The 22,261-nt window shown below is 62.6% G+C and carries 24 protein-coding genes; 8 read left to right on the top strand and 16 right to left on the bottom strand.

Annotated elements, in window-relative coordinates:
* Positions 1 to 3 precede the first annotated feature (3 nt).
* The 5 genes from J3E64_RS10435 to J3E64_RS10415 are packed head-to-tail and all read left to right on the top strand — an operon-like array spanning position 4 to position 3,597.
* On the top strand, positions 4 to 396 hold the full coding sequence (locus J3E64_RS10435; protein WP_253342686.1) for a VOC family protein: 393 nt from the start codon (positions 4 to 6) through the stop codon (positions 394 to 396).
* Positions 397 to 400: 4 nt separating this feature from the next.
* Complete coding sequence (locus J3E64_RS10430; protein WP_253342685.1) at positions 401 to 1,063, top strand: TetR/AcrR family transcriptional regulator; 663 nt, start codon at positions 401 to 403, stop codon at positions 1,061 to 1,063.
* Positions 1,064 to 1,116: 53 nt separating this feature from the next.
* Complete coding sequence (locus J3E64_RS10425; RefSeq protein ID WP_253342684.1) at positions 1,117 to 2,253, top strand: Gfo/Idh/MocA family protein; 1,137 nt, start codon at positions 1,117 to 1,119, stop codon at positions 2,251 to 2,253.
* A complete protein-coding gene (locus J3E64_RS10420) occupies positions 2,250 to 3,158 on the top strand; it encodes a hypothetical protein (protein WP_253342683.1) in 909 nt (302 codons plus the stop codon). The genes J3E64_RS10425 and J3E64_RS10420 overlap by 4 nt, the downstream gene beginning before the upstream one ends.
* A 13-nt stretch (positions 3,159 to 3,171) precedes the next feature.
* On the top strand, positions 3,172 to 3,597 hold the full coding sequence (locus J3E64_RS10415) for a hypothetical protein (RefSeq protein WP_253342682.1): 426 nt from the start codon (positions 3,172 to 3,174) through the stop codon (positions 3,595 to 3,597).
* 41 nt (positions 3,598 to 3,638) lie between these two features.
* On the opposite strand, the gene J3E64_RS10410 is transcribed toward J3E64_RS10415, so the two are convergent.
* Both J3E64_RS10410 and J3E64_RS10405 read right to left on the bottom strand, forming a co-directional pair.
* On the bottom strand, positions 3,639 to 4,355 hold the full coding sequence (locus J3E64_RS10410) for an EthD domain-containing protein (protein WP_253342681.1): 717 nt from the start codon (positions 4,353 to 4,355) through the stop codon (positions 3,639 to 3,641).
* Between the two features lie 26 nt (positions 4,356 to 4,381).
* Positions 4,382 to 5,143 carry an SDR family NAD(P)-dependent oxidoreductase gene (locus J3E64_RS10405; RefSeq protein ID WP_253342680.1) on the bottom strand — a complete coding sequence of 254 codons (762 nt, stop codon included), beginning with the start codon at positions 5,141 to 5,143 and terminating at the stop codon, positions 4,382 to 4,384.
* A 175-nt stretch (positions 5,144 to 5,318) separates the two neighbouring features.
* Here J3E64_RS10405 and J3E64_RS10400 point away from each other — a divergent pair, with 175 nt between their 5' ends.
* Both J3E64_RS10400 and J3E64_RS10395 read left to right on the top strand, forming a co-directional pair.
* Positions 5,319 to 7,007 (top strand): FAD-binding protein, encoded by a 1,689-nt coding sequence (locus J3E64_RS10400; RefSeq protein WP_253342679.1) that lies wholly within the window; start codon positions 5,319 to 5,321, stop codon positions 7,005 to 7,007.
* A complete protein-coding gene (locus J3E64_RS10395) occupies positions 7,004 to 7,420 on the top strand; it encodes a nuclear transport factor 2 family protein (RefSeq protein WP_253342678.1) in 417 nt (138 codons plus the stop codon). The genes J3E64_RS10400 and J3E64_RS10395 overlap by 4 nt, the downstream gene beginning before the upstream one ends.
* Here the strand turns inward: J3E64_RS10395 and J3E64_RS10390 are convergent, their stop codons facing one another.
* The 3 genes from J3E64_RS10390 to J3E64_RS10380 form a co-directional block, all read right to left on the bottom strand.
* Positions 7,421 to 7,909: a lipocalin-like domain-containing protein gene (locus J3E64_RS10390; RefSeq protein ID WP_253342677.1), complete on the bottom strand. Its 489-nt coding sequence runs from the start codon at positions 7,907 to 7,909 to the stop codon at positions 7,421 to 7,423.
* The gene (locus tag J3E64_RS10385) at positions 7,906 to 8,550 is read right to left on the bottom strand and encodes a hypothetical protein (RefSeq protein WP_253342676.1); all 645 of its coding nucleotides are present in this window, start codon (positions 8,548 to 8,550) and stop codon (positions 7,906 to 7,908) included. The genes J3E64_RS10390 and J3E64_RS10385 overlap by 4 nt, the downstream gene beginning before the upstream one ends.
* A 91-nt stretch (positions 8,551 to 8,641) precedes the next feature.
* Complete coding sequence (locus J3E64_RS10380) at positions 8,642 to 9,445, bottom strand: SDR family NAD(P)-dependent oxidoreductase (protein WP_253342675.1); 804 nt, start codon at positions 9,443 to 9,445, stop codon at positions 8,642 to 8,644.
* A gap of 79 nt (positions 9,446 to 9,524) precedes the next feature.
* On the opposite strand from J3E64_RS10380, the gene J3E64_RS10375 reads away from it, so the two are divergent.
* Positions 9,525 to 10,244 carry an aspartate/glutamate racemase family protein gene (locus J3E64_RS10375; protein WP_253342674.1) on the top strand — a complete coding sequence of 240 codons (720 nt, stop codon included), beginning with the start codon at positions 9,525 to 9,527 and terminating at the stop codon, positions 10,242 to 10,244.
* A gap of 34 nt (positions 10,245 to 10,278) precedes the next feature.
* Here J3E64_RS10375 and J3E64_RS10370 read toward each other — a convergent pair whose 3' ends face one another.
* The 11 genes from J3E64_RS10370 to J3E64_RS10320 all read right to left on the bottom strand — a co-directional run bounded on the left by J3E64_RS10370 (position 10,279) and on the right by J3E64_RS10320 (position 22,097).
* On the bottom strand, positions 10,279 to 11,499 hold the full coding sequence (locus J3E64_RS10370) for an amidohydrolase family protein (protein WP_253342673.1): 1,221 nt from the start codon (positions 11,497 to 11,499) through the stop codon (positions 10,279 to 10,281).
* A 151-nt stretch (positions 11,500 to 11,650) separates the two neighbouring features.
* Positions 11,651 to 12,415: an SDR family oxidoreductase gene (locus J3E64_RS10365; RefSeq protein ID WP_253342672.1), complete on the bottom strand. Its 765-nt coding sequence runs from the start codon at positions 12,413 to 12,415 to the stop codon at positions 11,651 to 11,653.
* A gap of 68 nt (positions 12,416 to 12,483) precedes the next feature.
* Positions 12,484 to 12,930 carry a nuclear transport factor 2 family protein gene (locus J3E64_RS10360; RefSeq protein ID WP_253342671.1) on the bottom strand — a complete coding sequence of 149 codons (447 nt, stop codon included), beginning with the start codon at positions 12,928 to 12,930 and terminating at the stop codon, positions 12,484 to 12,486.
* Between the two features lie 4 nt (positions 12,931 to 12,934).
* Positions 12,935 to 13,687, bottom strand: coding sequence for an SDR family NAD(P)-dependent oxidoreductase (locus tag J3E64_RS10355; protein ID WP_253342670.1), 753 nt, complete (start codon positions 13,685 to 13,687; stop codon positions 12,935 to 12,937).
* The gene (locus J3E64_RS10350) at positions 13,684 to 14,808 is read right to left on the bottom strand and encodes a Gfo/Idh/MocA family protein (RefSeq protein WP_253342669.1); all 1,125 of its coding nucleotides are present in this window, start codon (positions 14,806 to 14,808) and stop codon (positions 13,684 to 13,686) included. The genes J3E64_RS10355 and J3E64_RS10350 overlap by 4 nt, the downstream gene beginning before the upstream one ends.
* Positions 14,805 to 15,665 carry a sugar phosphate isomerase/epimerase gene (locus tag J3E64_RS10345; protein WP_253342668.1) on the bottom strand — a complete coding sequence of 287 codons (861 nt, stop codon included), beginning with the start codon at positions 15,663 to 15,665 and terminating at the stop codon, positions 14,805 to 14,807. Before J3E64_RS10345 ends, J3E64_RS10350 begins: the two co-directional genes overlap by 4 nt.
* Positions 15,665 to 16,078 carry a VOC family protein gene (locus tag J3E64_RS10340; protein WP_253342667.1) on the bottom strand — a complete coding sequence of 138 codons (414 nt, stop codon included), beginning with the start codon at positions 16,076 to 16,078 and terminating at the stop codon, positions 15,665 to 15,667. Before J3E64_RS10340 ends, J3E64_RS10345 begins: the two co-directional genes overlap by 1 nt.
* A 5-nt stretch (positions 16,079 to 16,083) precedes the next feature.
* Complete coding sequence (locus J3E64_RS10335; protein ID WP_253342666.1) at positions 16,084 to 17,325, bottom strand: hypothetical protein; 1,242 nt, start codon at positions 17,323 to 17,325, stop codon at positions 16,084 to 16,086.
* A 2-nt stretch (positions 17,326 to 17,327) separates the two neighbouring features.
* Complete coding sequence (locus J3E64_RS10330; RefSeq protein ID WP_253342665.1) at positions 17,328 to 18,587, bottom strand: sulfotransferase; 1,260 nt, start codon at positions 18,585 to 18,587, stop codon at positions 17,328 to 17,330.
* The gene (locus J3E64_RS10325) at positions 18,584 to 19,627 is read right to left on the bottom strand and encodes a zinc-binding dehydrogenase (RefSeq protein ID WP_253342664.1); all 1,044 of its coding nucleotides are present in this window, start codon (positions 19,625 to 19,627) and stop codon (positions 18,584 to 18,586) included. The genes J3E64_RS10330 and J3E64_RS10325 overlap by 4 nt, the downstream gene beginning before the upstream one ends.
* A 172-nt stretch (positions 19,628 to 19,799) precedes the next feature.
* Positions 19,800 to 22,097, bottom strand: a complete 2,298-nt coding sequence (locus J3E64_RS10320; RefSeq protein WP_253342663.1) for a TonB-dependent receptor — start codon at positions 22,095 to 22,097, stop codon at positions 19,800 to 19,802.
* Positions 22,098 to 22,261 lie beyond the last annotated feature (164 nt).

Genomic DNA, 22,261 nt, shown 5'->3' with positions numbered 1-22,261 from the left:
GTCATGCCGACACGCTTTACCTTCACCAAAATCGTTGTCGCTGATCTGGACAGCGTCATTCCTTTCTACCGTGATGCCATCGGTCTGCGTATGCTGACCCGGCTCACCGCGCCAGACGGCGATTATGCCCAGGAAGAGGCTGTGTTCGCGGGACCGGGCGGGGAGCGTGGTCCGATGTTGTTGCTCGTTCGATACCTGAACCTGGCCGCGCCCGTCGCGGGATCGGCATGGACCGGATTTTCGGTGGACGATCTGGATGCGACGCTGGCCGCCGTCGAAGCGGGCGGGGGCAAGATCGTGATCCCGCGACATGATGTCCCCGTCCATGGCCTGACCGTAGCGGTGGCGGCTGATCCGGAAGGTCATCTGATCGAACTCACGACGCCGTTGACCTGACGACATGACGCGGGTTCCGGATGCGCGCAAGACGAGGGGGGCTGGGCGTGCCGCCTATCTGCGTCGTCGGCGCGACGCGACCCGCACGATGATCCTGGTGGCGGCCCGGCATGTGTTCGCGCGCGCCAACTATCTACAGGCGAAGATCGAAGATATCATCCGTCAGGCCGGCGTCAGCCGGGCGACCTTCTACGATCATTTTGGATCAAAGCTCGATCTGGCCTTCGCGATCTATGACGAGATAGCGCCCCAAAATGCGGCGCTTTTCGCGCGCCTCCCCGGCTTGGTCGATTCGGGTGATCCAGCCGCCATGCGATCATGGCTGGACGATTTTGTCGGGATGTACGTCGAACATAGGTATGTGACTCCGCTGATCGCGCAGTTGCAGCTTTTCGAAAGCGGATTCCGGTCCCGAATCCTGGAAGATACCGAAGCGCTGATGGATGCGCTTGCCGCCGGGGGCGTATCGGGCTTTGCACCGGCCACGCGCGCGGGCGATCCTGTTCCGCGCGCACGCACGCACGGGCGGCTCCTGCTCAATCGGGTCGCGGCGGTGTGCGGGGACATCGCACGGGGGGAACAGCCGGCGGAAGCCAACACTAGCCTCGATATCATAGGCACCGAATTGCTCGCCTATCTGCGGGCTGACCGGGCTGCTGTACATTAAACCAGACTCAGAGTACGCTTTCAAAAACGAGCGCATGCGGAGAGATGTGCGAAATGGCAGAAGACCGCGTCATTCGTGTCGGCATGGTGGGTGCCAATCCTGCCTATGGGTGGGGATCGGGCGTGCATCGCCGGGTGGTCGAGCGGTTGCCCGGCTTCGTCTTGAAGGGTGTATGCACTACCAGGGAGGATAGCGCCCGCGCAGCGTCGGAAGCTTTCCGCGCGCCGCTTTGGTTCACGGATGGCCGGGCTCTCGCCGGGCACGCGGACATCGACTTGGTCGCTATCTGCGTCAAGGCGCCTCATCACTATGACGTGGCGCGCGCGGCGCTTGACGCGGGCAAGCACGTCTATTGCGAATGGCCGCTGACGACGACGCTGGAACAGTCGGAGGAACTGGCGGCGCTTGCGGAAGCGCGCGGGGTCAAGGCGATGATCGGGCTGCATCTGCGCGGCTCGGCCGCGATGCGACAGGCGGCGCAAATGATCGTGGACGGGTATGTCGGCGATGTCCATAACGTGTCCCTCAATGCCCGCATGTTCGGTCCGGTGATGCGGGCCATGGCTATGCGCGCTGGCGGCACGACCTTGCTGTCCATTTATGGCGGACATCTGCTGGATGCCCTCGATCACTATTTTGGCGGCATTGTCGACATCGCCATGCGCGGCGCCATTCACCTGCCGCCCGTCGATGAAACCGGCGCACCGGTCAGCCGGGATGCATTCGATCATCTGAAATTTCATGGCATATTAGTGGACGGCGCGCTGTTCAATGTCGATCTGGCGGGCGTGTCGTTGACGGACATGGGTTGCACCTGGCGGATTGACGGTCACGAGGGCAGCCTGGTGCTGACGACGCGCGACCCCGGTTTGCCCGCAGTCGAATCACTGGTGTTGCATGGCGCGCGGCGGGGGGCCCAGATGGCGCCCATACCCATCGAACCGTCCTTTGATTGTTCGGTGATCCCGGCCTCGCCTGATCGCTATGAAGCCTATCCCAACAGCTTCGCCTCGCGCGAAGCCCTTGCGGCCATCGGCACGCTCTATGCCGAGCTGGGTGATGCCATCCGCCGGGGCGGGCCGGTCGAACCCGATTTCCGCCATGCCGTGAAGGTGCAAAGGCTGCTGGCCAATGCCGAATCCGCGGCCATTGTCTCTCCCTATCGCCATATAGCCGGAGCCATGCCATGACCCTTGAAACCGAAGCGCACAGGCCGACGACAGATTCCGTTGGCGATGAAGTCACGAGCGGGAACCCCGTTTTCTACCTGAACGGACGGCGCAAGGTGCGGACAGACAGTAGCGTGCTGGTCAGTTCATCGCCCTGGCTCAACGATGCGCGGGTGCGCGAATGGACGGCGACCGAAGCTCTTCGCCGTAACGGACATGATTATCCCCTGCTCTACGGGTTGCCGACGTTGATGCAGGCTGTCGACGAAGTGCGCGACATCGACGCTGCCGAGCGGCTTGTGGAAAAGGAACGGGCCCGAAATCCGGAATTCGACCGCTGGCTGACCGAAGGATTCGTGTCGACCTACAGCAAGGATGATCTGCGCCAATATCCGGAAGGATCGGTCGGCCGCCAGCTGTTCGACTATATGGATGAATTCGATCTGTCGCCCGAACTCAATTCCCGCATCCTGGCGAACCCTGAATGGAAGCCGGCCAACACACTCGATTTCTGGAACCTGCGCATGGGGCAGACCCATGACTGCTATCATATTCTGGGCGAGATCGGGTTCGGTTCGGTCGCCGAATATTTCATCACGGGCGTGGTGATGGGCAATGCCTTCCGTCATCTGGGCGCGGAGCTGGCCGGCACATTGATGACCGTGAATACGCTCATCATGTTCCCCTGGATGACGCGGACCATGCTGCACTATCCGGGCGCCTGGCCGACCCTCTATCGCAACCTGTCCTACGGGTACGAGATCGGGCAGCAGTCCGACATGCTGTTCACAAGAAAGTTCGAGGAGATCCTGCACCTGCAACCGGCGGAAGCGCGCGAACAGCTCGGCTGGCGAGGATTTACCGGGCCGACCGACAGCAAGGACGCGTCCTTGATTTTCGGTGAGGGTCGGGAAATCATACCCTGACTGGAGAATAGGCATGCCGGCCCAGCACCTGATCGACGCTGCCCATGCCCATGTCATGGCTGAGGGCGCGTCGGATTTCGATGCGACCCTGGCTACGCTGGAGGGGGAGCCGGTCTACGAATTGCTGCCCGTGGGTTTGCGAATGCGGGGCATGGACGCAGCGAGGCGATATTACCGGCATTTCTTCGACAATGTTCAGCCGCGCATGATTGCCGGAATGGCAGTCGTTCACGGTAACTGGCTGGGGGAAACGGGCCTCGCGATCGAATATACGATCGGTTACAGGGGCGACGACGGGGTCGAACGGTCGTGGCGGATTCTGGGCATCCTGACCTTCGGCGAGAAAGCACTGACCGGCGAGCGCGTCTATGCGGACGAGGAACTTCTGCGCATCATGTTCGCGCCGCTGTGGGACGAAATGGAAGTGATGACGCAATAGGGTGGTGATCGCGCGCGGGGCGCGACCACCTTTTCATTGTCTCAATCGTCCAAGTCGGCGAAGTCGAACTGGCTGGTGGGGATGATGTCGATCTTGGCGAAATCTATGAAGCCCGCGCAGCTGTCGGTCATGTCCTTCGTGTTGCGGGCGAACTTCTCCTCATCGCCGACCGCGTCGAAAAATATATAGGGGTTGGTCATCGCCTCCAGCGGGAAGCACTCCTCGACGAAGGCACCGTAGGCAGGCGCATTGTCGGTCAGCGGCCGCACGATGATGTTCTGCACATATTCGAAATTGGACTGGGTATCGATGGCGACACGGGCATGATGACTGTGCCAGTGCTTGACCGAATTCATCCAGCTTTGCTCCGGTAGGAAGGAAATGAAGCTAGCCTGCGACCAGCCCCATGTGCGTTGCCCGGGCTGCGGTGCATGATCCGCATTGGGAATGATGGTCGATTCGGCCACGAGCCACGCTTCGAACCGGCTGCCATGGTCGGCCAGCACCGCATCCACCGGCCCCCGAAAAATCGCGTTGGCGGACGGCAGCCAGAATTGCGCGACGGCATCCTGCTGCTGCTCCTGCCATTGCTGGTTAAGCGGAGTGGCCGGGTCCACCGTAGCATCGCGGACATTGAGGCGGATGCCCGACGCTCCCGCGGCCTTGAGCGCCGCCGGCAGCGTTTTCAAAATACGGGCGGCATAGTCGGACCGGCTTTCGCCCTCTGGAGCCCACAGGGCGCAGATCACCTTTTCCATGTCAGTCTCTCCTGATCATTCGCGCCTTAGTCGAAATTCGCCTGCCCGCCGTCGAGCGGTACGGTCGCGCCCGTCAGATAGCCCAGATCCTGCCGGCAAAGGGCAACGAGAGCACGGCCGATATCTTCTTCCAGCCGGCCGATGCGGCCCAGGGGAATGGTGCGGAAAAATGCTTCCGCTTCTTCCGGATTATTCTCGATCCACCATTTCAGCCCCGGCGATTCGGCGTGCGGCGCGATTGTCAGCACGCGAATATTCTCGCGTCCCCATTCCGCGGCCGCTGCCCGGGTCAGGGCGCGGGTCGCCTGTTTGATGGCGCCGTAGCAGCCATAGGTCGCCATGTCCCAGCGGATACCCGCCGAAGACGCAAAGTTGAAGATGGTGCCGCCGCCGCGTTTTGCCATGTGCGGATGGCACAGCTTCATGAGGCGGAACGATGCCAGCGGACCGGATTCGAAGCCGGCGGCGAAGGCTTCGTCGCTGACATCGTCGAGCAGGCCGAGCGGCACTTCCTGCGCGTTGTTCACCAATATATCGACGCCACCCAGTTCGGCGACTGCCGTCTGCACGGCCTTGGCCAGATCATCCGGATCCTTGACGTTGCAGGCGACGGGAATGGCGCGTACGCCCTTTTCGCTCGCCATCCGGGCGGTGTCCTGCACTTTTTCCAGCGTTCGTCCCGCCAGCAGCAGGTCGATTCCCTCGCCGGCCATGGCCAGCGCCGTTCCCTGGCCAATTCCCTGCCCCGCGCCTGTGATCAGGGCGATCTTGCCTTTCAGTTCCGTCATAGCGTCTCTCCACATTATCGTAGAATATTGGCCATCCTCCTACGCAAGAAGTTGACATTATGGCAAGGAAAGTCACAGTCCGCGTGACATTTGCGGGAGGGGAACGGCGCGGCGATTATCGTTTCGTCATGCGCCCCGGTCCCCTATATCGCATGCAAAGGATCGGATGGTCGAAATGAGTAATTGGGACAAAGAGGTCGATATCCTGGTCGTCGGGTCCGGTGCCGGCGGGTTGTTGGCCGGGCTGGTAGGCGCGCATAATCGCGCTGAGGTCCTGATTGTGGAAAAGGCCGAATTGTGGGGCGGCACATCCGCCACGTCTGGCGGTGGCATCTGGATTCCGGGAAGCGACGTGGCAAAGGCCGCCGGGTTCGACGACAGCTTGGACGATGCCTTTACCTATCTGCGCGGACTGTCGGCCGACAACGTGCCGGATGCCAATATCCGCGCTTATGTCGACAATGCCGCGCCGATGCTGCGCTGGGTCATGGCCAATACGCCGGTTCAGTACATGGCTTTTCCCTATCCTGATTATCATGCGGAAAATCCGGGCGGCTCACCAACGGGTTATCGCACCCATCTGCCGATGCCGATCGATGGCAAGGTCCTGGGCGATGAAATCCGTACGTTGCGCTTCGCGTCGCCGGCAGCCAGCCTGTTCGGTTATCTGAACTGGCATTTCAGCGAAACCAGCGAACTGCTTTACCGGATGAAGGGCTGGATGAAGAATCTGGTCGTCAATATGGGCCGCTACTGGTTCGACCTCCCTTTCCGCCTGACGTCGCGCAAGGACCGGCGTCTGACCCTGGGCAATGCGCTTGTCGGCGGGTTGCGGATGTCGCTTGACAAGATAGGCGTGCCGCTATGGCTCAACGCGCCGCTGAAGGAACTGGTGCGCGAGAACGGCATGGTGACCGGAGCCATCATCGAAAAGGACGGAAAGGCCACACGAATTGGTGTTCGCAAGGGTGTCGTGTTGGCGGCCGGGGGATTCGACAAGAATCAGGCAATGCGTGACGGCAACGCGCCGCTCTATCCCAAGGCGCGCTATTCTGGCGGCGTCAGCAGCAACACCGGCGACAGTATTCGTGCCGGCGAAGCGGTCGGCGCCGGTACGATGAACCTGCAATCGGCCTGGGCCGCGCCGGTATTTCATGTGCCGGGCGAGGATCGCGGTCGGCTGTGCACGATCGAGCGGGCGTTGCCCGGCTGCATGATGGTCAACCAGAAGGGCGAACGCTATCTGAACGAGGCGGCCTCCTATCACATCGTAGGGCAACAGATGGCGCGGCGTCAGGCCGAACATGGTGATGCCGATCCGAGCTGGATGATCTTCGACCATGAATATCGCCACAAATTCCCGATGGGACCGCTCTATCCGCTGATGCCGACCATGATGCACAGCAAGGCGGTTCGCTCCATCCTGAAGCAGGGCCGGTCGATCGCCGAGCTGGCGGAGAGGATCGGTATCGACCCGGCCGCACTTTCTGCCACCGTGGCCCGTTTCAACACCCATGCGGCAAAGGGCGAAGACCCTGAATTCCATCGCGGCGTAGCGGCCTATGACAAGATGTATGGCGATTTCCGCCATGGTCCCAATCCCTGCCTGCGTCCGCTCGACAAGGGGCCCTTCTATGCCATGCCCATCTATCCGGGCGACATCGGCACCAATGGCGGCCTGTTGACCGACGCGAACGGGCAGGTCGTCGACGATGCCGGCGCGCCGATCCCTGGCCTTTATGCGGTTGGCAACAATGCCGCGTCCGCGATGGGCGAAAGCTATCCCGGTGCGGGTGTCACCATCGGTCCGGCGATGACCTTCGGCTATGTCGCGGCCCGGCACATGACCGGCGGGAACGCTTGATCCTGCAATCCCAACCCGTTGATGAAGCGCGACGTCAAGCCGTTCGTGCCTTTTTCGATGGATTGACGGCAGGGGCCTTTCCTCCAGCACTTTTTGCCCCTGCTCCACTTTTCTGGACTACCCTGTCAGGTCCGATGGTAGGCAATGCCTATTTTCGCGTGCCGGCAATGCTGGCGCGTATATTTCCTGACGGACTCAATTTTACGGTCGAAGAGCTGATACTCGAAGGCGAGCGTGCGGCCGCGGCGGTCCGGTCGGAGGGACGGTTCGATGGCGACAGCCTCTATTCGAACGATTACGCGTTCTTCTTCAATTTTGTCGGCGCGCAAATTTCGTCCGTTGCAGAGCATTTCAACCCGTTGCGCGTTTCGCCGGCGCTGTCGGAACGGATGCGGGTTGCCCTTGCCGATTGATCAGAGGTCCCGCGCGGACGGTGCGTTGACCTTGCGCCATTCGATCCGCACCAGATCAGAACCGACATCGGCTTCCAGATACAATCGATCGCCCGCAAAGGCGTAGCGGCGGGTCTGATCGGTGCCGATCCAGTCGGGATACCAGGCGCCGGTCACATGATGGGTGACGATTCCTGCCGACGCATCGACGGAAAAGCTACCAAAATATCCCGAATATCCGCGCATCGACCGGCCGAGCGCCGCGTCATCGACATGATAGACGCTGGGCCGGTCGAAGAGCGGCCGATCTGTACGCATCAGGTGGCATCTCATATGGCCGTCGGGGCTGTACATGATCTGTCCTGCGGCGTCCCGCCCGAACGGATAGTCCTTCATGCCATCGGGATGATGGGTGGTCCACAGCACCAGCTGCCAGCCGCCCACCAAGGCTAGAAATGCTGCCCGCGCGTCCATGTCGGGCCGTTCCAGCGGCGGCGGCAGGCCGGTCATGCGGCACTTGCCTGGCGGCGCAGGGACAGAGGTTCCGTACCGGGTGGGTAACGTTGCGGCCTGCACAAATTATAGGCGTCGTTGAGCACGCCGATGAAGGCCATGTCCCGATAGGGATCGGCCGGGGGGTCGAAGGCCATGCCCCGGCGCCGCAGATCGGCCATGAATATCTCGGCGACCATGTCGTGGGTCAGATCGTCCCTATGGTCGGAATGCAGCTTCAGATCGTCCAGATCATGATAGACCTCCGCATTCCAGTGCAGCATCAGCCGCAGCTCGTCCGTGTGCAAGATGGCGTTGACCCGATCGCCGGTGGTCATCAGCCAGCGATCGCGGTTATCCGGATCAACGTCCAGTTCGGTAAAATAGCACGTGCCATGGCTGGCCACCCAGCCGCGAAACTGGGCGACGATGAAATGGTCCATCGAGATGTGCGACCCGATGCGGCCGCTGGTCGAGGCTGCAATCTGTTCGACATTCTGGAACCGTCCCTTCGTCACCATGGGCCAGGGGCAATGGTGACGGATCAAGTCCATCAACTGTTCGTGCTGTCGGGGCGTGTAGACGGAGTCGACCTGGATTGGAGGCGCGAATGGGCGGATGTCCATCGGACCGTCGGCTCCGGCAGAAGTCGCCATCATGTCCTGCTCCCCTCCACTGCGCCGCTCTGATGGACGATCCGATGTAGACTGGCACGATCGGTCGACCAGACCAAGAGACTTGGCCGAAGGTTCAGCCGGGCCAGCCGGTGAAGGCGGTGATGCCGCCGTCCACGACCAGTTCCGTGCCCGTGATATAGCGCGCCTCGTCCGAAGCGAGGAATAGCGCCGCGTGGGCGACATCCCATGCATCGCCCATCCGACCCATCGGCACCTGGGCGTTGCGCTTGGCGACCATGCCTTCATAATCGCCGGCATTATATTTGTCGGCCAGCCGCTGGACGATCGGCGTCATCATGAGGCCGGGGACGACGCAGTTCAACCGCACGCCCCGGGCGGCATAGGAAACGGCGGTGACTTTCGTGAACTGGACCAGTCCCGCCTTGGCTGCGGCATAGGCGATCTGATCCTTGCCCACCCATCGCATCCCGGCGATGGAGGATATGTTCACGATGGCGCCGGTGCCCTGCTGCGCCATGACCGGAAGGGTTGCCTTGCTCGTCAGGAAAGCGCTGGTCAGGTTGATGTCGAGCTGCTTTCGCCAGGTCGCTTCATCCATCGTTTCTGGATCGCCGGGTTCCGAGCGGCCGACATTGTTGATCAGAATATCCAGCCGTCCGAACCGCATCAGACAATCCGAGACGAGTGCACCGATCTGTGTTGCGTCGGTGACGTCGCATGCGCCGACATGCAGGCTGTTGCCTTCCGCCTCCACGATCGTGCGGGTGATGGCAGCCGCGTCCATGTTGACGTCGACGCCATAGACCGTAGCTCCCTGCCGCGCGAGCAGTACCGCCGTCGCCTTGCCGTTGCCCCAGCCATCGCCGAAGGACCCGCAGCCCGTGACGATCGCAACCTTCCCGTCCAGCCTCAACATGCCCTTGCCATCCTTCCTGCTTGCGCAATGCTGATGGCATCGTCATGTCGTAATGACAACTGTAGTTGTGGAGACGGATGTGCCCCAATCGCCCCGAGACATGGCCCCGCGCATCATGCTGATCAGCGCGCTTGCACAGTCGCCCGGCCCGGCCATGGCCGCTATGCGCGAGGAGTGGCCGGAGGCCGCCGCCCATAACCTGATCGACGATTCGCTGGCGGGCGATTTCGCCACGATCGGCGAGATCAGCCCCGCGATCCATGAACGCTTTCTCACCCTCGGGCGATATGCTGCTCGAACCGGCGACGGGCGAGTGCCCACCAGCGGCATCCTGTTCACCTGTTCCGCATTCCGGCCAGCGATAGAGAGGGTGAGGGCGGATCTGGCGATTCCCGTCATCACGCCTAACGAAGGCGCGTTCGATGAGGCGCTGGCCCTGTGCCGGGACAGGGAAGGGGGAGGGCGTATCGGCCTGTTGCTGACATTCCAGGGATCGGTCGCGCCGCTGACCGGGGAAATCCACGCCATGGCCGACGCGATCGGGCAGGCGCGACCGCAGATATTGCCCGCCGTCGCCGAAGGCGCTCTGGAGGCGTTGCAGACGGGTGACGCCGACCGGCACGACCGGCTGAGCGCGCAGGCCCTTAATGCCTTGCCGCCGGTCGATGTGATCGTCATCGGCCAGTTTTCAATGGCCCGGGCTGCGCCTCTGGTGCGGGCGGCGCGCGATGAGCCGGTGCTGACCACGCCGCACATGGCCGTGCGAAAGATGCGGCGGCTGGTCGAAGCCGCCGCATGAAACACGGGCGGGCATTGCGCCCGCCCGTGGCCGGTTAGGCCGGTTCGGCGGTCCGCACGCCCTGCGGCAAGGTCAGGGGATCGCCCATCCGCTCATAAATGGCGAGCGCATTGCTGCCCATGAACCCATCCTGATAGCCGCGCGGCAAACGGCTTTCGAACGTCTTGAAGAAACGTTCGTAAAAATCCTTGGGCGTGACATGCCCTTCGAAATGCGGGAAGTCCGAGGAGAATAGCAGCATCTCATCAGGCAATTGCTGCATCAGCATGTCGAGCGGATTGTCGCTGCTGGCATCCAGCGGTGTCGCGCGCACGTTGCGACGGATATAATCGCTCGGCTTCATTGGCAGCTTATATTCGCCCAAAAACAGTTGGGCGGTCGGGTCGATCCGGCCGTCAATGTCGTTGATCAGATAGGGCAACCAGCCGATGCCCAGTTCCGCAATCATCAGTGTCAGGGTCGGATGGCGTTCGAACAGGCCGGACCAGACCATTGCGTTGATGTTGAGCATGGCGGTCACATGCTTGTGACCACTGCCGAACTGCCGCAGCAGCGTCGGGTCGGCATCCATGTTCCACCAGCCTGAATCGAACTTCATCCGTTCAAAGCCGGTGTGCAGCATGGCCGCCATGCCGTTGTCGGTGACCGCCTGCCAGAACGGCTCCCAGTCGGGATGGACAATTGCCTTGCCTTCCACCGGCGCGCCGGGGATCAGCACGATGCGGCTGCCGCGCTGGCGCATTCGTTTCAGCTCGGCGATCGCCCAGTCGAGATCGGTATAGTCGAGCGCAGTGACCGGAAGCAGCCGCCCGCCGCCCTCGTCACAGGTGTCGGCCAGCCAGTCGTTGGCCGCCCGCACCGTTTCCTGCCGCAATCCGGCATCGTCGATGAACGCCTGATAGGTGACGCCCGAAAGGCAGATGACATTCTGGATGTCGATGCCCTGTTCATCCATCCATTTCAGGCGGGCCTGCGTATTGGCGACCTCCATCTGATTGCGGCCCTCAAATTGGGCACGACGTTCCTTCTCGTCGGATTTTTCCTTTGCGAACAAGGTCAGCAGGCCGGGCGGCGCCATATCCTCGACGGAGGGACGGCGGTCTTCCGGAATGGAGGCGATCAGGTCGCCGCAGATCACCTTCACCGCCAGCGCGCCGCCATGCAATTTGGGCAAGCGCCCGGCGAGATCGGGATATTTGGCCAGCCAATCCTCTCCTGGCTCGAAATGGGCATCGACGTCGATCACCAGGCTCATAGCATCTCTCCTCGCGCATCGGACGGAAATGGCGCATCGATGCGCGTCTTCTATTTTCCGAGTCCGTTACCAAGGAGGCTACGCTGCATGGGGCAGCGCGTCCATAGATTACAACCGCCATTGTATTAAATGGGACACGTCTGCCGTGCCGTCAGACATGGGCGGGGCGCAGTATGGCGTCGCTGCCCCCATCTATGAAGATGATCTGACCCGTCAGGTAATGATTATCCATACCCAGCAGGAAGTCGATGAGTTCAGCGATCTCTTCGGGCCCGGCATAGCCTTCGACCGCGATGGGATTGCTCTGGCCGATCAGTTCCACCATCTCGGGCTGGTCGAACAACGGAGCGGTCATAGGTGTGGTGACGACGCCCGGCCCGATGCCATTCAGCAAAATGCCGGAGCCGCCCCATTCGGCGCTGACCGCCGCGCGGCGCAACCAGCGTGACAGCGCCAGCTTTGACGTGGAATATTCGCTGCCAGGCTCTGCAGCCATCGCGTCGAGTGCGGCGGCCTCGTCGCCGGCCAGGCACAGGTCCACCACCTTCGGGTCCGAGGGCAGCATCACCGCCGTCGAGCAGATGGCGACCGCGCGGGGACGGTCGGACTTGGCCAGCAGCGGGCGCAGGTCCTCCAGCGTGGCGACCGCGCCGAAATAGTTGATGGCGATCGTCTGGCGCGCCATGTCCGGGCGGGATATGCCCGCGCCCGCGAGCACGCCGTCGATACCGTCCGGCGCCATTTCGCCGACCGCCCTTGCCATTGCCGCGCGTCCTTCGGCGGTGCCGAGATCGGCGTCGATGTCGCTGCCCTTCAGATCGACTCCGATGACGCGATGACCCGCGCCCTTAAGTCTTTTAACTGTGGCGGCACCTATGCCCGATGCCGCGCCTGTCACGACAATGATCCTGCTCATGATATTTTCTCCTGCAATTTTAGCAACTTGATGGAAGATGTCGGCCCAACCGGCGCGTCGATGCGCATTCAGCCCATCTCCACCCGCAACCGCGTCAGGCGGATGGACGCGATCTTCCATGCTCCGCCCACACGGCAGTAGCGCTCATAATAGTGGCCCCACCCATGCAGCCAAGCGAAGGGCAGGGGCGACCCGGCGTTGGGCCAGACCCAATCCTCCATGGCCCAGATACCGGACGCGTTATCGGTATCCTCCACAGTGATTTCGGGCATATGGCCATGATGTACGGTCGCGACCTGATCCAGCATCGGCGTCAGCATCGCCAGATAGGGCGCTGAGCCGCGGAACAGCATATCGGGCTGGTGCTGCGGCGTGGCGTCTCGAAAATCGGCGATGAGGTCGGGCGTGAATACGGATTCGAGACCCGCCCAGTCCTTTTCGTCCATGGTACGGAAATAGCGGGCCTTGAGCATCTGAATGTCGCGGATCGCGGCGCTGCGGGAAAGTTCGTCCATTATCTTATCCCGACACCGTATATCCGCCGTCGACCGGCAGTGTCTGTCCGGTGATCCAGGCGGCGGCCGGGCTGGTCAGGAACAGGATGGCGCCGGCAATGTCCTCCGGCTCGCCCAGTCGACCAAGCGGCGTGCGGGCTAACGTAGGCGCGGTCCATTCTTCCGATGCGAAGGTGCCCGCCGTCATCCGGCTGCGCGTGATGCCGGCCGCGACCGCATTGACGCGCACGCCGCGCGGTCCCCATTCGACCGCCAATGTGCGGGTGAGGCCGACAAGCCCGGTCTTGGCCGCGCCATAGCCGGGGACGATCGGGATGCCGAAATAGCTGCTCATCGATGCGATGCCGACAACCGACCCGCCGCCCGGCAGGCCGCTTTGCGCCAGCAGGTCGACCGTACGCCGCGCCATGCGGAACGCGCCGACCAGCAGCATGTTGACGGCGCGGGCGAAGACATCGGGCTCATATTCGTCGAGACCGATGCTGGGCAGCGCCATGCCGGCATTGTTGACGAGGATGTCGAGCCGGGGGAGGGCGGCGGCCACTGCATCGATGCTCTCGCCATCCTCCACATCCATGCGCAGATAGCGGTAGCCTGACAGGTCGTCGTCATAGTCGGCCGCGTAGCCGCGCGTGCCCGTGATCGTCACCAGCGCGCCCGCATCGCGATAGGCCGCTGCCGTCGCCGCACCGATGCCGCTGGTGCCGCCGGTCACCAGCACGTGCGCGCCGTCATAATCATGCGTGATGCTGGTCATACCGCCTCCACCTCCACCCATCGGCCTTGCGCTGCCGACAGGCGGCAGGCGTCCAGCACAGCCTGTCCGGCGGCCGCGTCGCGAAAATCACCGCCCGGATCGGGCAGGGGCGCAGGCCGGCCCAGCATCCGGGCCTTCATCTGCCCGAACAGCTTGGCATAGGGTGCGACGTCGAAACCCTGCGTATGCCAACGGTCCATTTCCGTCTGGATCAGTTCCTTGATCGCGAAGGGTTCGGGGGCGGGATTGACGAGTTCGGACGGCATGGCAATCTGGCGTGCGCCTTCCGGGTCCCTCACCCACACTTCTTCCGGGTCACCGAAAGCCGCGCCCGACTGGATCCACGCCGCGCCGGCAGACCCTGCAACCTTGGTCGCCATCACGAACGGGCCGGGGAAGCTCATGGCGGCCTCGATCACTCCGCGACAGCCATTTTCGGCGATGAACTGAACGTTATAATAATCATCCGATGTCATGCTTGGCCGCGTGGTGGTCAGCTTGTGCAGGATGGCGCTGACCACCCTGATCGGCCCGATGGTGGACAGCACCTGATCGATCATGTGGGTGCCGAACGCACCAAGGAAGCCACCCCCTTGCGCGACGTCCGTCCACCAGTCCGCCAGCGGTTCGTCCTCGCCTTCGCCGGGCTGCTGATAAAGCCGGCTGAACATCAGCGGATCGCCGATCATCCCGTCCTTGACGACCCGGCGCAGCAATGCCTGCGCGCTGTCGAACCGGAATTCCGCGCCCAGCGCGTGAACCACGCCCGCCTGTTCCGCCGCGGCCAGCATCTCGCGGGCCTGCGTCAGATCCCTTGCGAAGGGTTTTTCGCACATCACCGCCCGCCCGGCGGCAATCGCCTGCATGACCGGCGTGTAATGGGCGTGGGGCGGCGTTGCGACCGTGACCAGTCTGATCGCGGGCTCATCCGCTAGCACCTGTTCCAGATCGTCCGAAGCGAGCGGAATGCCCAGCGGCGCGGCGCGCTGTGCGGTTCGCTCCCGGTTCCGGCCGACGATTGCGTGCACCTGGAACCCGGCATCGCGCAGGGCGCGGACATGGGTGAACAGGCCAAAGCCCGTGCCCACCACCACTGCGCCGATCGGCTGATTGTCGCTCATGTTCTTGCTTCTTTCCTTGCTTGCGCCACAACCGACAGCGCGGAACCGGCCCAGTCCCGGATCGCGTCAGCCATGGGTTGTTGCGCCAGTTCGCTCGAAAATATTTCAACCGAAAGCGGCGCCGTGGAACCGGTCGCGTCGATCGCCGCGATGAATCCGGGCAGATCGAAACTGCCAGTGCCTGGCAGCATCCGTCCGTTCATCGTTTCGCGCATCAGGTCGTCGCTTGCCCGTGTAGGCGCGTCGTTGATCTGCACCGTATGGATGCGATCGCCCGGAATGCTGCGCAGCAATTCCAGGCTGGAGCCGCTGCGGAAGAAGTGCCAGCTGTCCAGCGTCAGCCCGCCATTGGCGCATCCTGCCGCCTGCACGATCGCCCATGCGGTCGCCAGATCGGGAATGCCGCCGAATGGCAGAAACTCGATATGCGCCCTCAAGCCATGGCCGGCGGCGAGGTCGCAGACATGGGCGAAAGCTTCGGCCGCTTCGTCCAGCGATGGGGTCATGCCCATCATCTCGACCACCGTGAGGGAGGGCGCGCCGATGCGTGCCGCCGTCTCCACGACACGCTCGGGGGTCAAGGACCGCAGCAGCGTCGCCATCGGCGCATCGTCTCCTGCGACCCGGTGCGCGGGCAACCAGCAGGCGGTGCAGTCGATCTCCATCACGGACAGGCCGTGATCCGCCATCCGAGCGGCGATGTCGGATGCAGCCATGCCCTGCCTTTCCAGTCCCCAGACGTCGCCGGGCATCAGTGACATGCCGGTGAAGCCCGCGTCACGCGCGGGCGCCATCCGGTCGAGCAATGGCAGATGCACGAAGGGCGGGCCGGAAAGGACGAGGTCGGTGGACAGCATCAGGTCGCGGCCGAGCGGAAATTCAGTTCCAGCAGCACGCCATTCTCTTCCTCGACGAACAGTTGCACCAGATTGGCTGCGTCAAAATCGACCCGCGATACCGGCCGCCCCGCCCGTTCCAGCCGCGCCAGCATGTCCGGCAGGTCGTCGCACTCCAGCGCGACATGATGGACGGCCCCGCTGCCGCGCGCAGCGGTGAACGGCGTGGTGTCGTCGCTGGGATAGCGTGCCTTCACGGGCCCGATATGGATGATCGGATGACCGGCGGGATCGTGGATCCAGCACCCCTTGTCGATATGTTCGGCGCCCGGAGCGGCGCGCGCCTCCAGCCCCAATATGTCGCGGAAGAACGCCGCGGTTGCGGGCACGTCGGGCGTGCGGATGTTCACATGGTCCAGGGTCTTTACGGGCATGGCGTTCAGTCCACGAACTGGCCGGTGTCGACGGCGGTTTCCGGATCAAGCACGGCGGCACCCTCGCGCTCTAGTGATTGCAGCGGCAGGCGCCATAGTTTCACGGACGGCGTCACCTGCGTCTGCACGAAGCGCAGGCCCCATTGCCCCTTGTCATGGCCGAAGCTGTTGACCCAGTTCGCGCCGATGCCAGGATCGCGCTCGGCAATGACGATACGCACACGGCCGTCGGGTTCGGCAGCGAAGCGACTGTTGTTCACCCAGCCATTGCCGTCCTCGAACGTGTCGAGATTTTCCTGCCAGATGTTGCAGATCTGGAAGTTCCAATATTCGCAGGGGGGAGGGGTGAATTCGAGCACCAGCGCCTCGTCCAGCCCCTTCTCCCATCCACCGAAGGCGACATGCCGGTCGGGCACCCCGCCGTTGGACAGATATTGCGCGCGGCTGAAATCCAGCCGGTTCAGTTTCGCGGAAAAATTGCCCTGATTGCCCTGCCACCAGTTGCGAACCAGTTCGGCATAGCCCAGCACATTCTGCGCCGCCCAGGCGAGATTGTCGGCCATCAGCTTCGGGGTCAGCGGCTCGGGCGTGGCGCCGTCCATGCGTTCGATGGTCATCGCCGGTGCTGTCTGCATGGCGCGGTCGGTCCAGACGAAGCGGATCAGGATGCAGTTGGTGTCGGGCTCCAACTTCAGCCATGTCTTGCCGGCGCCCGGGTCCTGTTGCGACAGGATGATCTCGAACGTGTCATCCTCGGCGATCTGCAATTGCTGGCTGGCGAGGAAGCCGGTGGTCTTGAGGTTGGATGGATCGAACTGCTCCAAGCCCCCCACGCCCAGCGGCGCCCAGTCCCGTGCGCCCGGATCTGCGGGCGCGGGCGCGGTCAGCACTGCCATCACGAAATAGGGGATGGTGCCGCGCGTGCCGGTGATGCGGTAATCGCGCGCCTCGTCGAACTGGCACATCAGATGGTCCTGATCGACGGTCTGGAAATTGATCGACTGCCGCCAGACCATGTCGCGCAGACGGGGCCGCGTCGGCTCGCCATTTTCGACCAGCCGTTCCAGCCCCGACCGGGTCAGGCGAGTTAGAAAGCGATAGAATTCCGCCCGATCAAGGTCGGACGGCTCATCCCCGAACCGGTCGATCATCCGGCCGGCGACCTTCAACGTTTCGCAGAAGTCTTCCCACGCAGCGCCGGAAAGAAGGCGCTCGGACGCCTCGTCCGCAACGGTGTCGAGCGCCATTCTCAATCCTCCTGCCTGACGGGAAAGCGGTCAAAGTAAAAGGCGAAGCGGTCGCGCAGCGCAGCGACGTCGACGTCGAACACGCCCTCCAGATCGTAGAGTATGCGGCCATGGGCATGGCGCGGATTTTCGTCGAGATAGCCGAGGAGCGCACCCTCCGCCTCCGCGGTCATCGGCAGCCCAGCGAGATCATAGACGCGTCGCATCGTGCCTTCCTGATCGGCCATATAATCGTGGAACATCACGTCCATCGACTGATCCTGCCCCCAGGCGTCCCGCTGGTCGATGCAGGCCCGCAGCAGGCGTTCGATGCGCGCGGCCCAGTGCCGCGCCAGCCCCGGCGGATCGACCGGGTCGCGGCGGATGCGATCGCAATAACTCAGCATCGTCGTCAGCGACCGCAATACCGCGACCGGATCGCGATGGGTGATGACCAGCGTCGCGTCGGGGAAGGCCGCCTTGAGCGGTGCCAGGTTTTCCATGTGTTGCGGCGACTTCAATATCCAGCGCGCCGGGCCGCGATACCAGGTCAGTACCTGCAGCACCTTCTTCTCGTAAAGATAGCTGCCGGTGCGATCATGCGCGAAATAATGGTCGATCCAGCGCGGAATGCGCGTCTGGAATTCCCAGCTGTAGCAGTTGAGGTCCATGTAAAGCAGCTCATTATCCTCATGGATCGAGCTCGCTTCCATGCCATGCATCGCCGCCATGTGCGGCAGCATGGATTCGAAATGCCCCCAGAATTCGGCGGTGCGCAGTGCGCGCGGGTCCGGTTCGCCCGGCGGGGGAGGGGGCGCGGCGGGCACCGGTTCCTCCGACTCCCACAGGGTCAGCGAGCGCAGCCGCGTATCGCGCGCCAGCCAGTTGACCAGATGGGTGGTGCCCGATCGCGGCAACCCTGCGATGATGACAGGCTTTTCGATTTGGATCTCGAGGATTTCCGGATGGCGCTTCACCAGATCCTCGATCCGCAGGCGATTGGCCATGACGCGGATGGCATGGTCGATGATGGTGATCCGCCCGCCGCGCGTCAGCCCTTCGTCCTCCGCCAGGGATTGCAGCACCACGGCCAGACGTTCGCCAAACCCGGTATCCTCGCCGAAATCCGTAAGTCCGTCCGTAAGCGCGCTGGCGTGGGCCAGGATGTCGGTCACGCCCATGGTCTCGTCGAATTTCGCCGGGCCTTTTCGTGCGGCGATAATTGCGGGTGTAAGGCGTGGGCTGGCCAAATCGTCGATGACGATGTCCGCGGAGGCGGTCACGCAGCATTGTCCGCGAAGGTCAGCATCACCTTGGCCGACTCTTCCGTACTGGCAGCGGTGCGGAGGGCCTCGTGAAAATCGGCGAAGTCGAAATGATGGCTGATGAGCGGAGCCAGTGCGGAGCCTTCACGCGCGATCATGGCCAGAGCTTTGCCAAAGGCTTCGGCCCTGTCCACCGCGATCGAGCCAGTGATCAAGATCTCGTTTGCCATCATTCGCCACAGGTCGAGCGCGACCGGGTTCTTGTGAAGCGCCACGACGGCGATACGGGCGCGATATTTTGCGGCGCCGAACGCCTGTGTCAGCGCCTGGGGCGACCCGGCGCAATCGATGAACGCATCGGTTTCCACATGAGGCGCGCCAAAGCGTTCGCCCGCCCCGTGAAACTCCGCCAGCGCCTCCACCATGGGCTGGCGATCGACGTTGCATGCCAGGCCAGCACCCAATATGCGTGCGCGTTCCAGGCGCGTTTCGACGCGATCGAATATCGCGATCTTTTCGGCGCCCATGCTGCGCAGCATCGCCACGGTGCAAAGGCCGATCGGCCCGGCGCCGAGTATCGCGACCTTGTCGTGCGGTGCGATACCCAGGCGCTCGATTGCATGAAGGCCCACTGACAATGGTTCTGCCAGGGCCGCCTGCGCGAAACTTACATGACCAGGGAGCGGAAAGACCGTTTCGCCAAGCGACGCGCCCCGAACGCGGATGAAGGGGGCCATGGCGCCTTCCGGTCCGCCCCCGCCAATATAGCCATGATCGGGATTGACCGCGACCCGCTGCCCGGTCGCCAGGCCTGAAACGCCCCGTCCCACCGCTTCGATCGTTCCGGCGAATTCATGTCCGATGGGTAACGGCTCACTTAATGGTTCGACCCCGCCGAGCCCGCCCTGCGCTATATAGCCCAGGTCGCTGCCGCAAATCCCGCAGGCCGCAACCCTGACAATTACCTCGCCATCGGCAGGGAGCGGCACCGGCACATCGTCCAACCGCACGTCGCCCGGGCCGTGAACGCGCGCCAGCGGCATCACCTCTGCCATCATTTTGCATCCTCATATCCCTGGATGGAGAATGACAGGGCTTCAGCGGTCTTGCCAGTCCTGTATGTGTCCCGATTGTGCTTCAATCGTCGATTTGTGATGAAATCTACCGCATGATCTACGCAAAATGGCCGGAACATTGCTCCGGCCATCTTCAATTGCGCTCGATTCGGAATCAATAGCGAGCTGTCGCCGTGATGCCGAACCGCCGACCCTCGGCCCATGCCAATGTGGCAAAGCCGAGCGAACCGAAATCAACCGCGTTGAATCGCACGTCCTGGTTGAACAGATTTTCGCCATAGGCCTGGATCGTCAGGCGGGCCCGGTCACCCAGTGCGATATCCTCCAATGTGATACGTGCCGACAGATTGTCGAGTGCGTTGGTCCGGATGAAGGGATTGTAGGGGTTGACCCGATCCAGCGGGAAGTTCCAGGCCGCAGCTTGGAATTCGTAGCCCAGGTTCAGGCTGAGCTTGCTGTCGTTGAACCGTGCCGCGACCCAGTTGACGTTCACATTGCCCGTCCAGTCGGGAACATGCTGGTTATGGACTTCGTCGGCGACATCGATCGGCAGATTGGTCGTCGGATCGATGTAGATATAGCTCTTATATTTGGAGAAGACATAGCCGACCGATCCGCTGACAGTCAGATTGTCGCTCGGCACGGCCGTCATTTCCAGTTCGAAGCCGCTGAAATTCGCCTTGCCGGCATTCACCGTCTGGGTGCGGCCGCCGCCGGTGCCGGCAACGAACTGACTGACCTGCAAATCGCTATAGTCGGTGTAGAAGGCTGATGCATTCACGCGCAGGGTGCGATCGATGACGTCCGCCTTGAAGCCGACTTCGTATGACTTCACCTTCTCCGGATCGAACCCGTGGGGATTGCCGGAGCCGCCGGCATCGAACCCGCCGGCACGATAGGCGGTCGCGACGCGCGCATAGGTCATGAGTGCAGGGGAGAAGCGATAATTGGCCGATGCCGTCCAGCTGAGATCGGTCCAGTCGTTTTTCGCGAAGCCGGGCGCCAGTGCCGCGCCATTCGAAAGATTGTGCTGCTCGATCTGCTTCTTGTCGCGCGTGTAGCGCAGGCCGCCGGTCAGCTCGAGGCCGGGCGCGAAGCCGGGCGTGTAGGACACCTGCCCGAAGGCTGCATATGATTTCGACGTCTGGATATAATCGCGGACATTCACGAAATTCAGGCCGGCGGTCGGCGAAAGGACATAAGTGAAATTCTGCGTGGTCTTGCTCGCATAGCGCTCGTTGAAATAATAGAGGCCCAGCACGTAGTTCAGTTCGCCCAGATCACCGGAGGCCTGGAATTCCTGGGTGAAGGCGCGGTCCCTGGCCACGGCAGGGGTCGGATAGTCGAACAGGTAAACCCGCCCGACCCCGCCGCCCAGCAACGGCCCCATAAGTTCGCCCTGTGCGCCGTTGCTCACGGCCTGCGCTTCATAGAATTTCCGGTAGCCGGTGATTGACTTCAGTGACAGCGCCGGGCTGATCTCGTAATCCAGCGTCAGCGCACCGCCGTAATTCTTGTTTCGCCCGCGCGGCTGGTCGGCGATCGCTGTCTCTTTGGGCTTTTTGTCGGTGATCACCAACGGATCGCCACCATAGGCGGGCGACTGCGAGAAATAGGCATATTGCAGCGGGTTCATATAGGCGAGCTGCTGCAGGACCGGCGTGCTGTGCGCCTTCATGTAATCGGTGCGGAAGTCGATCTTGAATGCGTCGCTGACGTCGCCATGGATTGCTATATAGGCTGCGTCGCTGCGCTTCTGGCCTGCGGGAGAGGACCCGTTCTTGATCCTGTTGGGTACGTAGCCATCCTGCCCTATGTGGGAATAGGCCATCTTGATCGCGAAGCCGCTGTTGCCGATCTCGCCCGTGTCGACGGTCGTGCGTGCCTTGAACAGGTCATAGGTGCCATAGGTCAGCTTCTGTTCGATTCCGAATTCGCGCGAAGGCTGCTTGGTCGTGATGTTGATCGCGCCGCCTGTGGTATTGCGGCCGAACAACGTGCCTTGCGGCCCGCGCAGAATCTCCACTCGCTCCAGGTCGACCAGATCGAAGATGGCCGCGTTGGGTCGCGCGATGAGCACGCCGTCGACATAGGTGGCGATCGGATAATCGGTCGTGCCGGTGGAATCGCTGCCCCCGATGCCGCGAATATTGACCAGGATGCCGCTGGTGGTCGGACCTGATGTCGCGCGGATCGTGAGGCCGGGCGCAAAGCCCTGAAGCTTGTCCACCGAGGCGATATTTTGTTGTTCCAGTGTGTCGGCGGAAATGCCGGTAACCGACAGCGGCACATTCTGGATGTTTTCCGAGCGACGGCGGGCGGTCACGACGATGTCCGAAACGCCTCCGCTCTGAGCCCGTTCGCCTGTGGCGGGCTGATCTGCCTGAGCATAAACCGGTCCGGCAACGCAAAGCAGCGCCGCCGTCAGCATGAATTTCGATGTGGATCGCATGTTCGGTTTCCTCTCCGCCCTGAACTCGGGTTGTTGGCGCCCATAGGAGCTTGGCGGCTCCTCCTTTTCTCGCATGTGATCTTCAAGACGGCATGATGCGCGTTACGCATTGCCGGAATTGGCGGAGGGCGAACGGAGATTTTCGGGTGGAAGTGATGCGCCCG

The organism is Sphingobium sp. OAS761 (genome assembly GCF_024168485.1).
In the GTDB taxonomy this organism is placed as follows: Bacteria; Pseudomonadota; Alphaproteobacteria; order Sphingomonadales; family Sphingomonadaceae; genus Sphingobium.
Note: the sequence above shows the minus strand (reverse complement) of the source record. Positions and strands in the feature narration are given on the sequence as shown.

Coding starts and splice junctions, on each gene's coding strand:
- J3E64_RS10435 (WP_253342686.1), top strand. CDS start 4: ATGCCGACACGCTTTACCTTCACCAAAATCGTTGTCGCTGATCTGGAC.
- J3E64_RS10430 (WP_253342685.1), top strand. CDS start 401: ATGACGCGGGTTCCGGATGCGCGCAAGACGAGGGGGGCTGGGCGTGCC.
- J3E64_RS10425 (WP_253342684.1), top strand. CDS start 1,117: ATGGCAGAAGACCGCGTCATTCGTGTCGGCATGGTGGGTGCCAATCCT.
- J3E64_RS10420 (WP_253342683.1), top strand. CDS start 2,250: ATGACCCTTGAAACCGAAGCGCACAGGCCGACGACAGATTCCGTTGGC.
- J3E64_RS10415 (WP_253342682.1), top strand. CDS start 3,172: ATGCCGGCCCAGCACCTGATCGACGCTGCCCATGCCCATGTCATGGCT.
- J3E64_RS10410 (WP_253342681.1), bottom strand. CDS start 4,355: ATGGAAAAGGTGATCTGCGCCCTGTGGGCTCCAGAGGGCGAAAGCCGG.
- J3E64_RS10405 (WP_253342680.1), bottom strand. CDS start 5,143: ATGACGGAACTGAAAGGCAAGATCGCCCTGATCACAGGCGCGGGGCAG.
- J3E64_RS10400 (WP_253342679.1), top strand. CDS start 5,319: ATGAGTAATTGGGACAAAGAGGTCGATATCCTGGTCGTCGGGTCCGGT.
- J3E64_RS10390 (WP_253342677.1), bottom strand. CDS start 7,909: ATGACCGGCCTGCCGCCGCCGCTGGAACGGCCCGACATGGACGCGCGG.
- J3E64_RS10385 (WP_253342676.1), bottom strand. CDS start 8,550: ATGATGGCGACTTCTGCCGGAGCCGACGGTCCGATGGACATCCGCCCA.
- J3E64_RS10380 (WP_253342675.1), bottom strand. CDS start 9,445: ATGTTGAGGCTGGACGGGAAGGTTGCGATCGTCACGGGCTGCGGGTCC.
- J3E64_RS10370 (WP_253342673.1), bottom strand. CDS start 11,499: ATGAGCCTGGTGATCGACGTCGATGCCCATTTCGAGCCAGGAGAGGAT.
- J3E64_RS10365 (WP_253342672.1), bottom strand. CDS start 12,415: ATGAGCAGGATCATTGTCGTGACAGGCGCGGCATCGGGCATAGGTGCC.
- J3E64_RS10360 (WP_253342671.1), bottom strand. CDS start 12,930: ATGGACGAACTTTCCCGCAGCGCCGCGATCCGCGACATTCAGATGCTC.
- J3E64_RS10355 (WP_253342670.1), bottom strand. CDS start 13,687: ATGACCAGCATCACGCATGATTATGACGGCGCGCACGTGCTGGTGACC.
- J3E64_RS10350 (WP_253342669.1), bottom strand. CDS start 14,808: ATGAGCGACAATCAGCCGATCGGCGCAGTGGTGGTGGGCACGGGCTTT.
- J3E64_RS10345 (WP_253342668.1), bottom strand. CDS start 15,665: ATGCTGTCCACCGACCTCGTCCTTTCCGGCCCGCCCTTCGTGCATCTG.
- J3E64_RS10340 (WP_253342667.1), bottom strand. CDS start 16,078: ATGCCCGTAAAGACCCTGGACCATGTGAACATCCGCACGCCCGACGTG.
- J3E64_RS10335 (WP_253342666.1), bottom strand. CDS start 17,325: ATGGCGCTCGACACCGTTGCGGACGAGGCGTCCGAGCGCCTTCTTTCC.
- J3E64_RS10325 (WP_253342664.1), bottom strand. CDS start 19,627: ATGATGGCAGAGGTGATGCCGCTGGCGCGCGTTCACGGCCCGGGCGAC.
- J3E64_RS10320 (WP_253342663.1), bottom strand. CDS start 22,097: ATGCGATCCACATCGAAATTCATGCTGACGGCGGCGCTGCTTTGCGTT.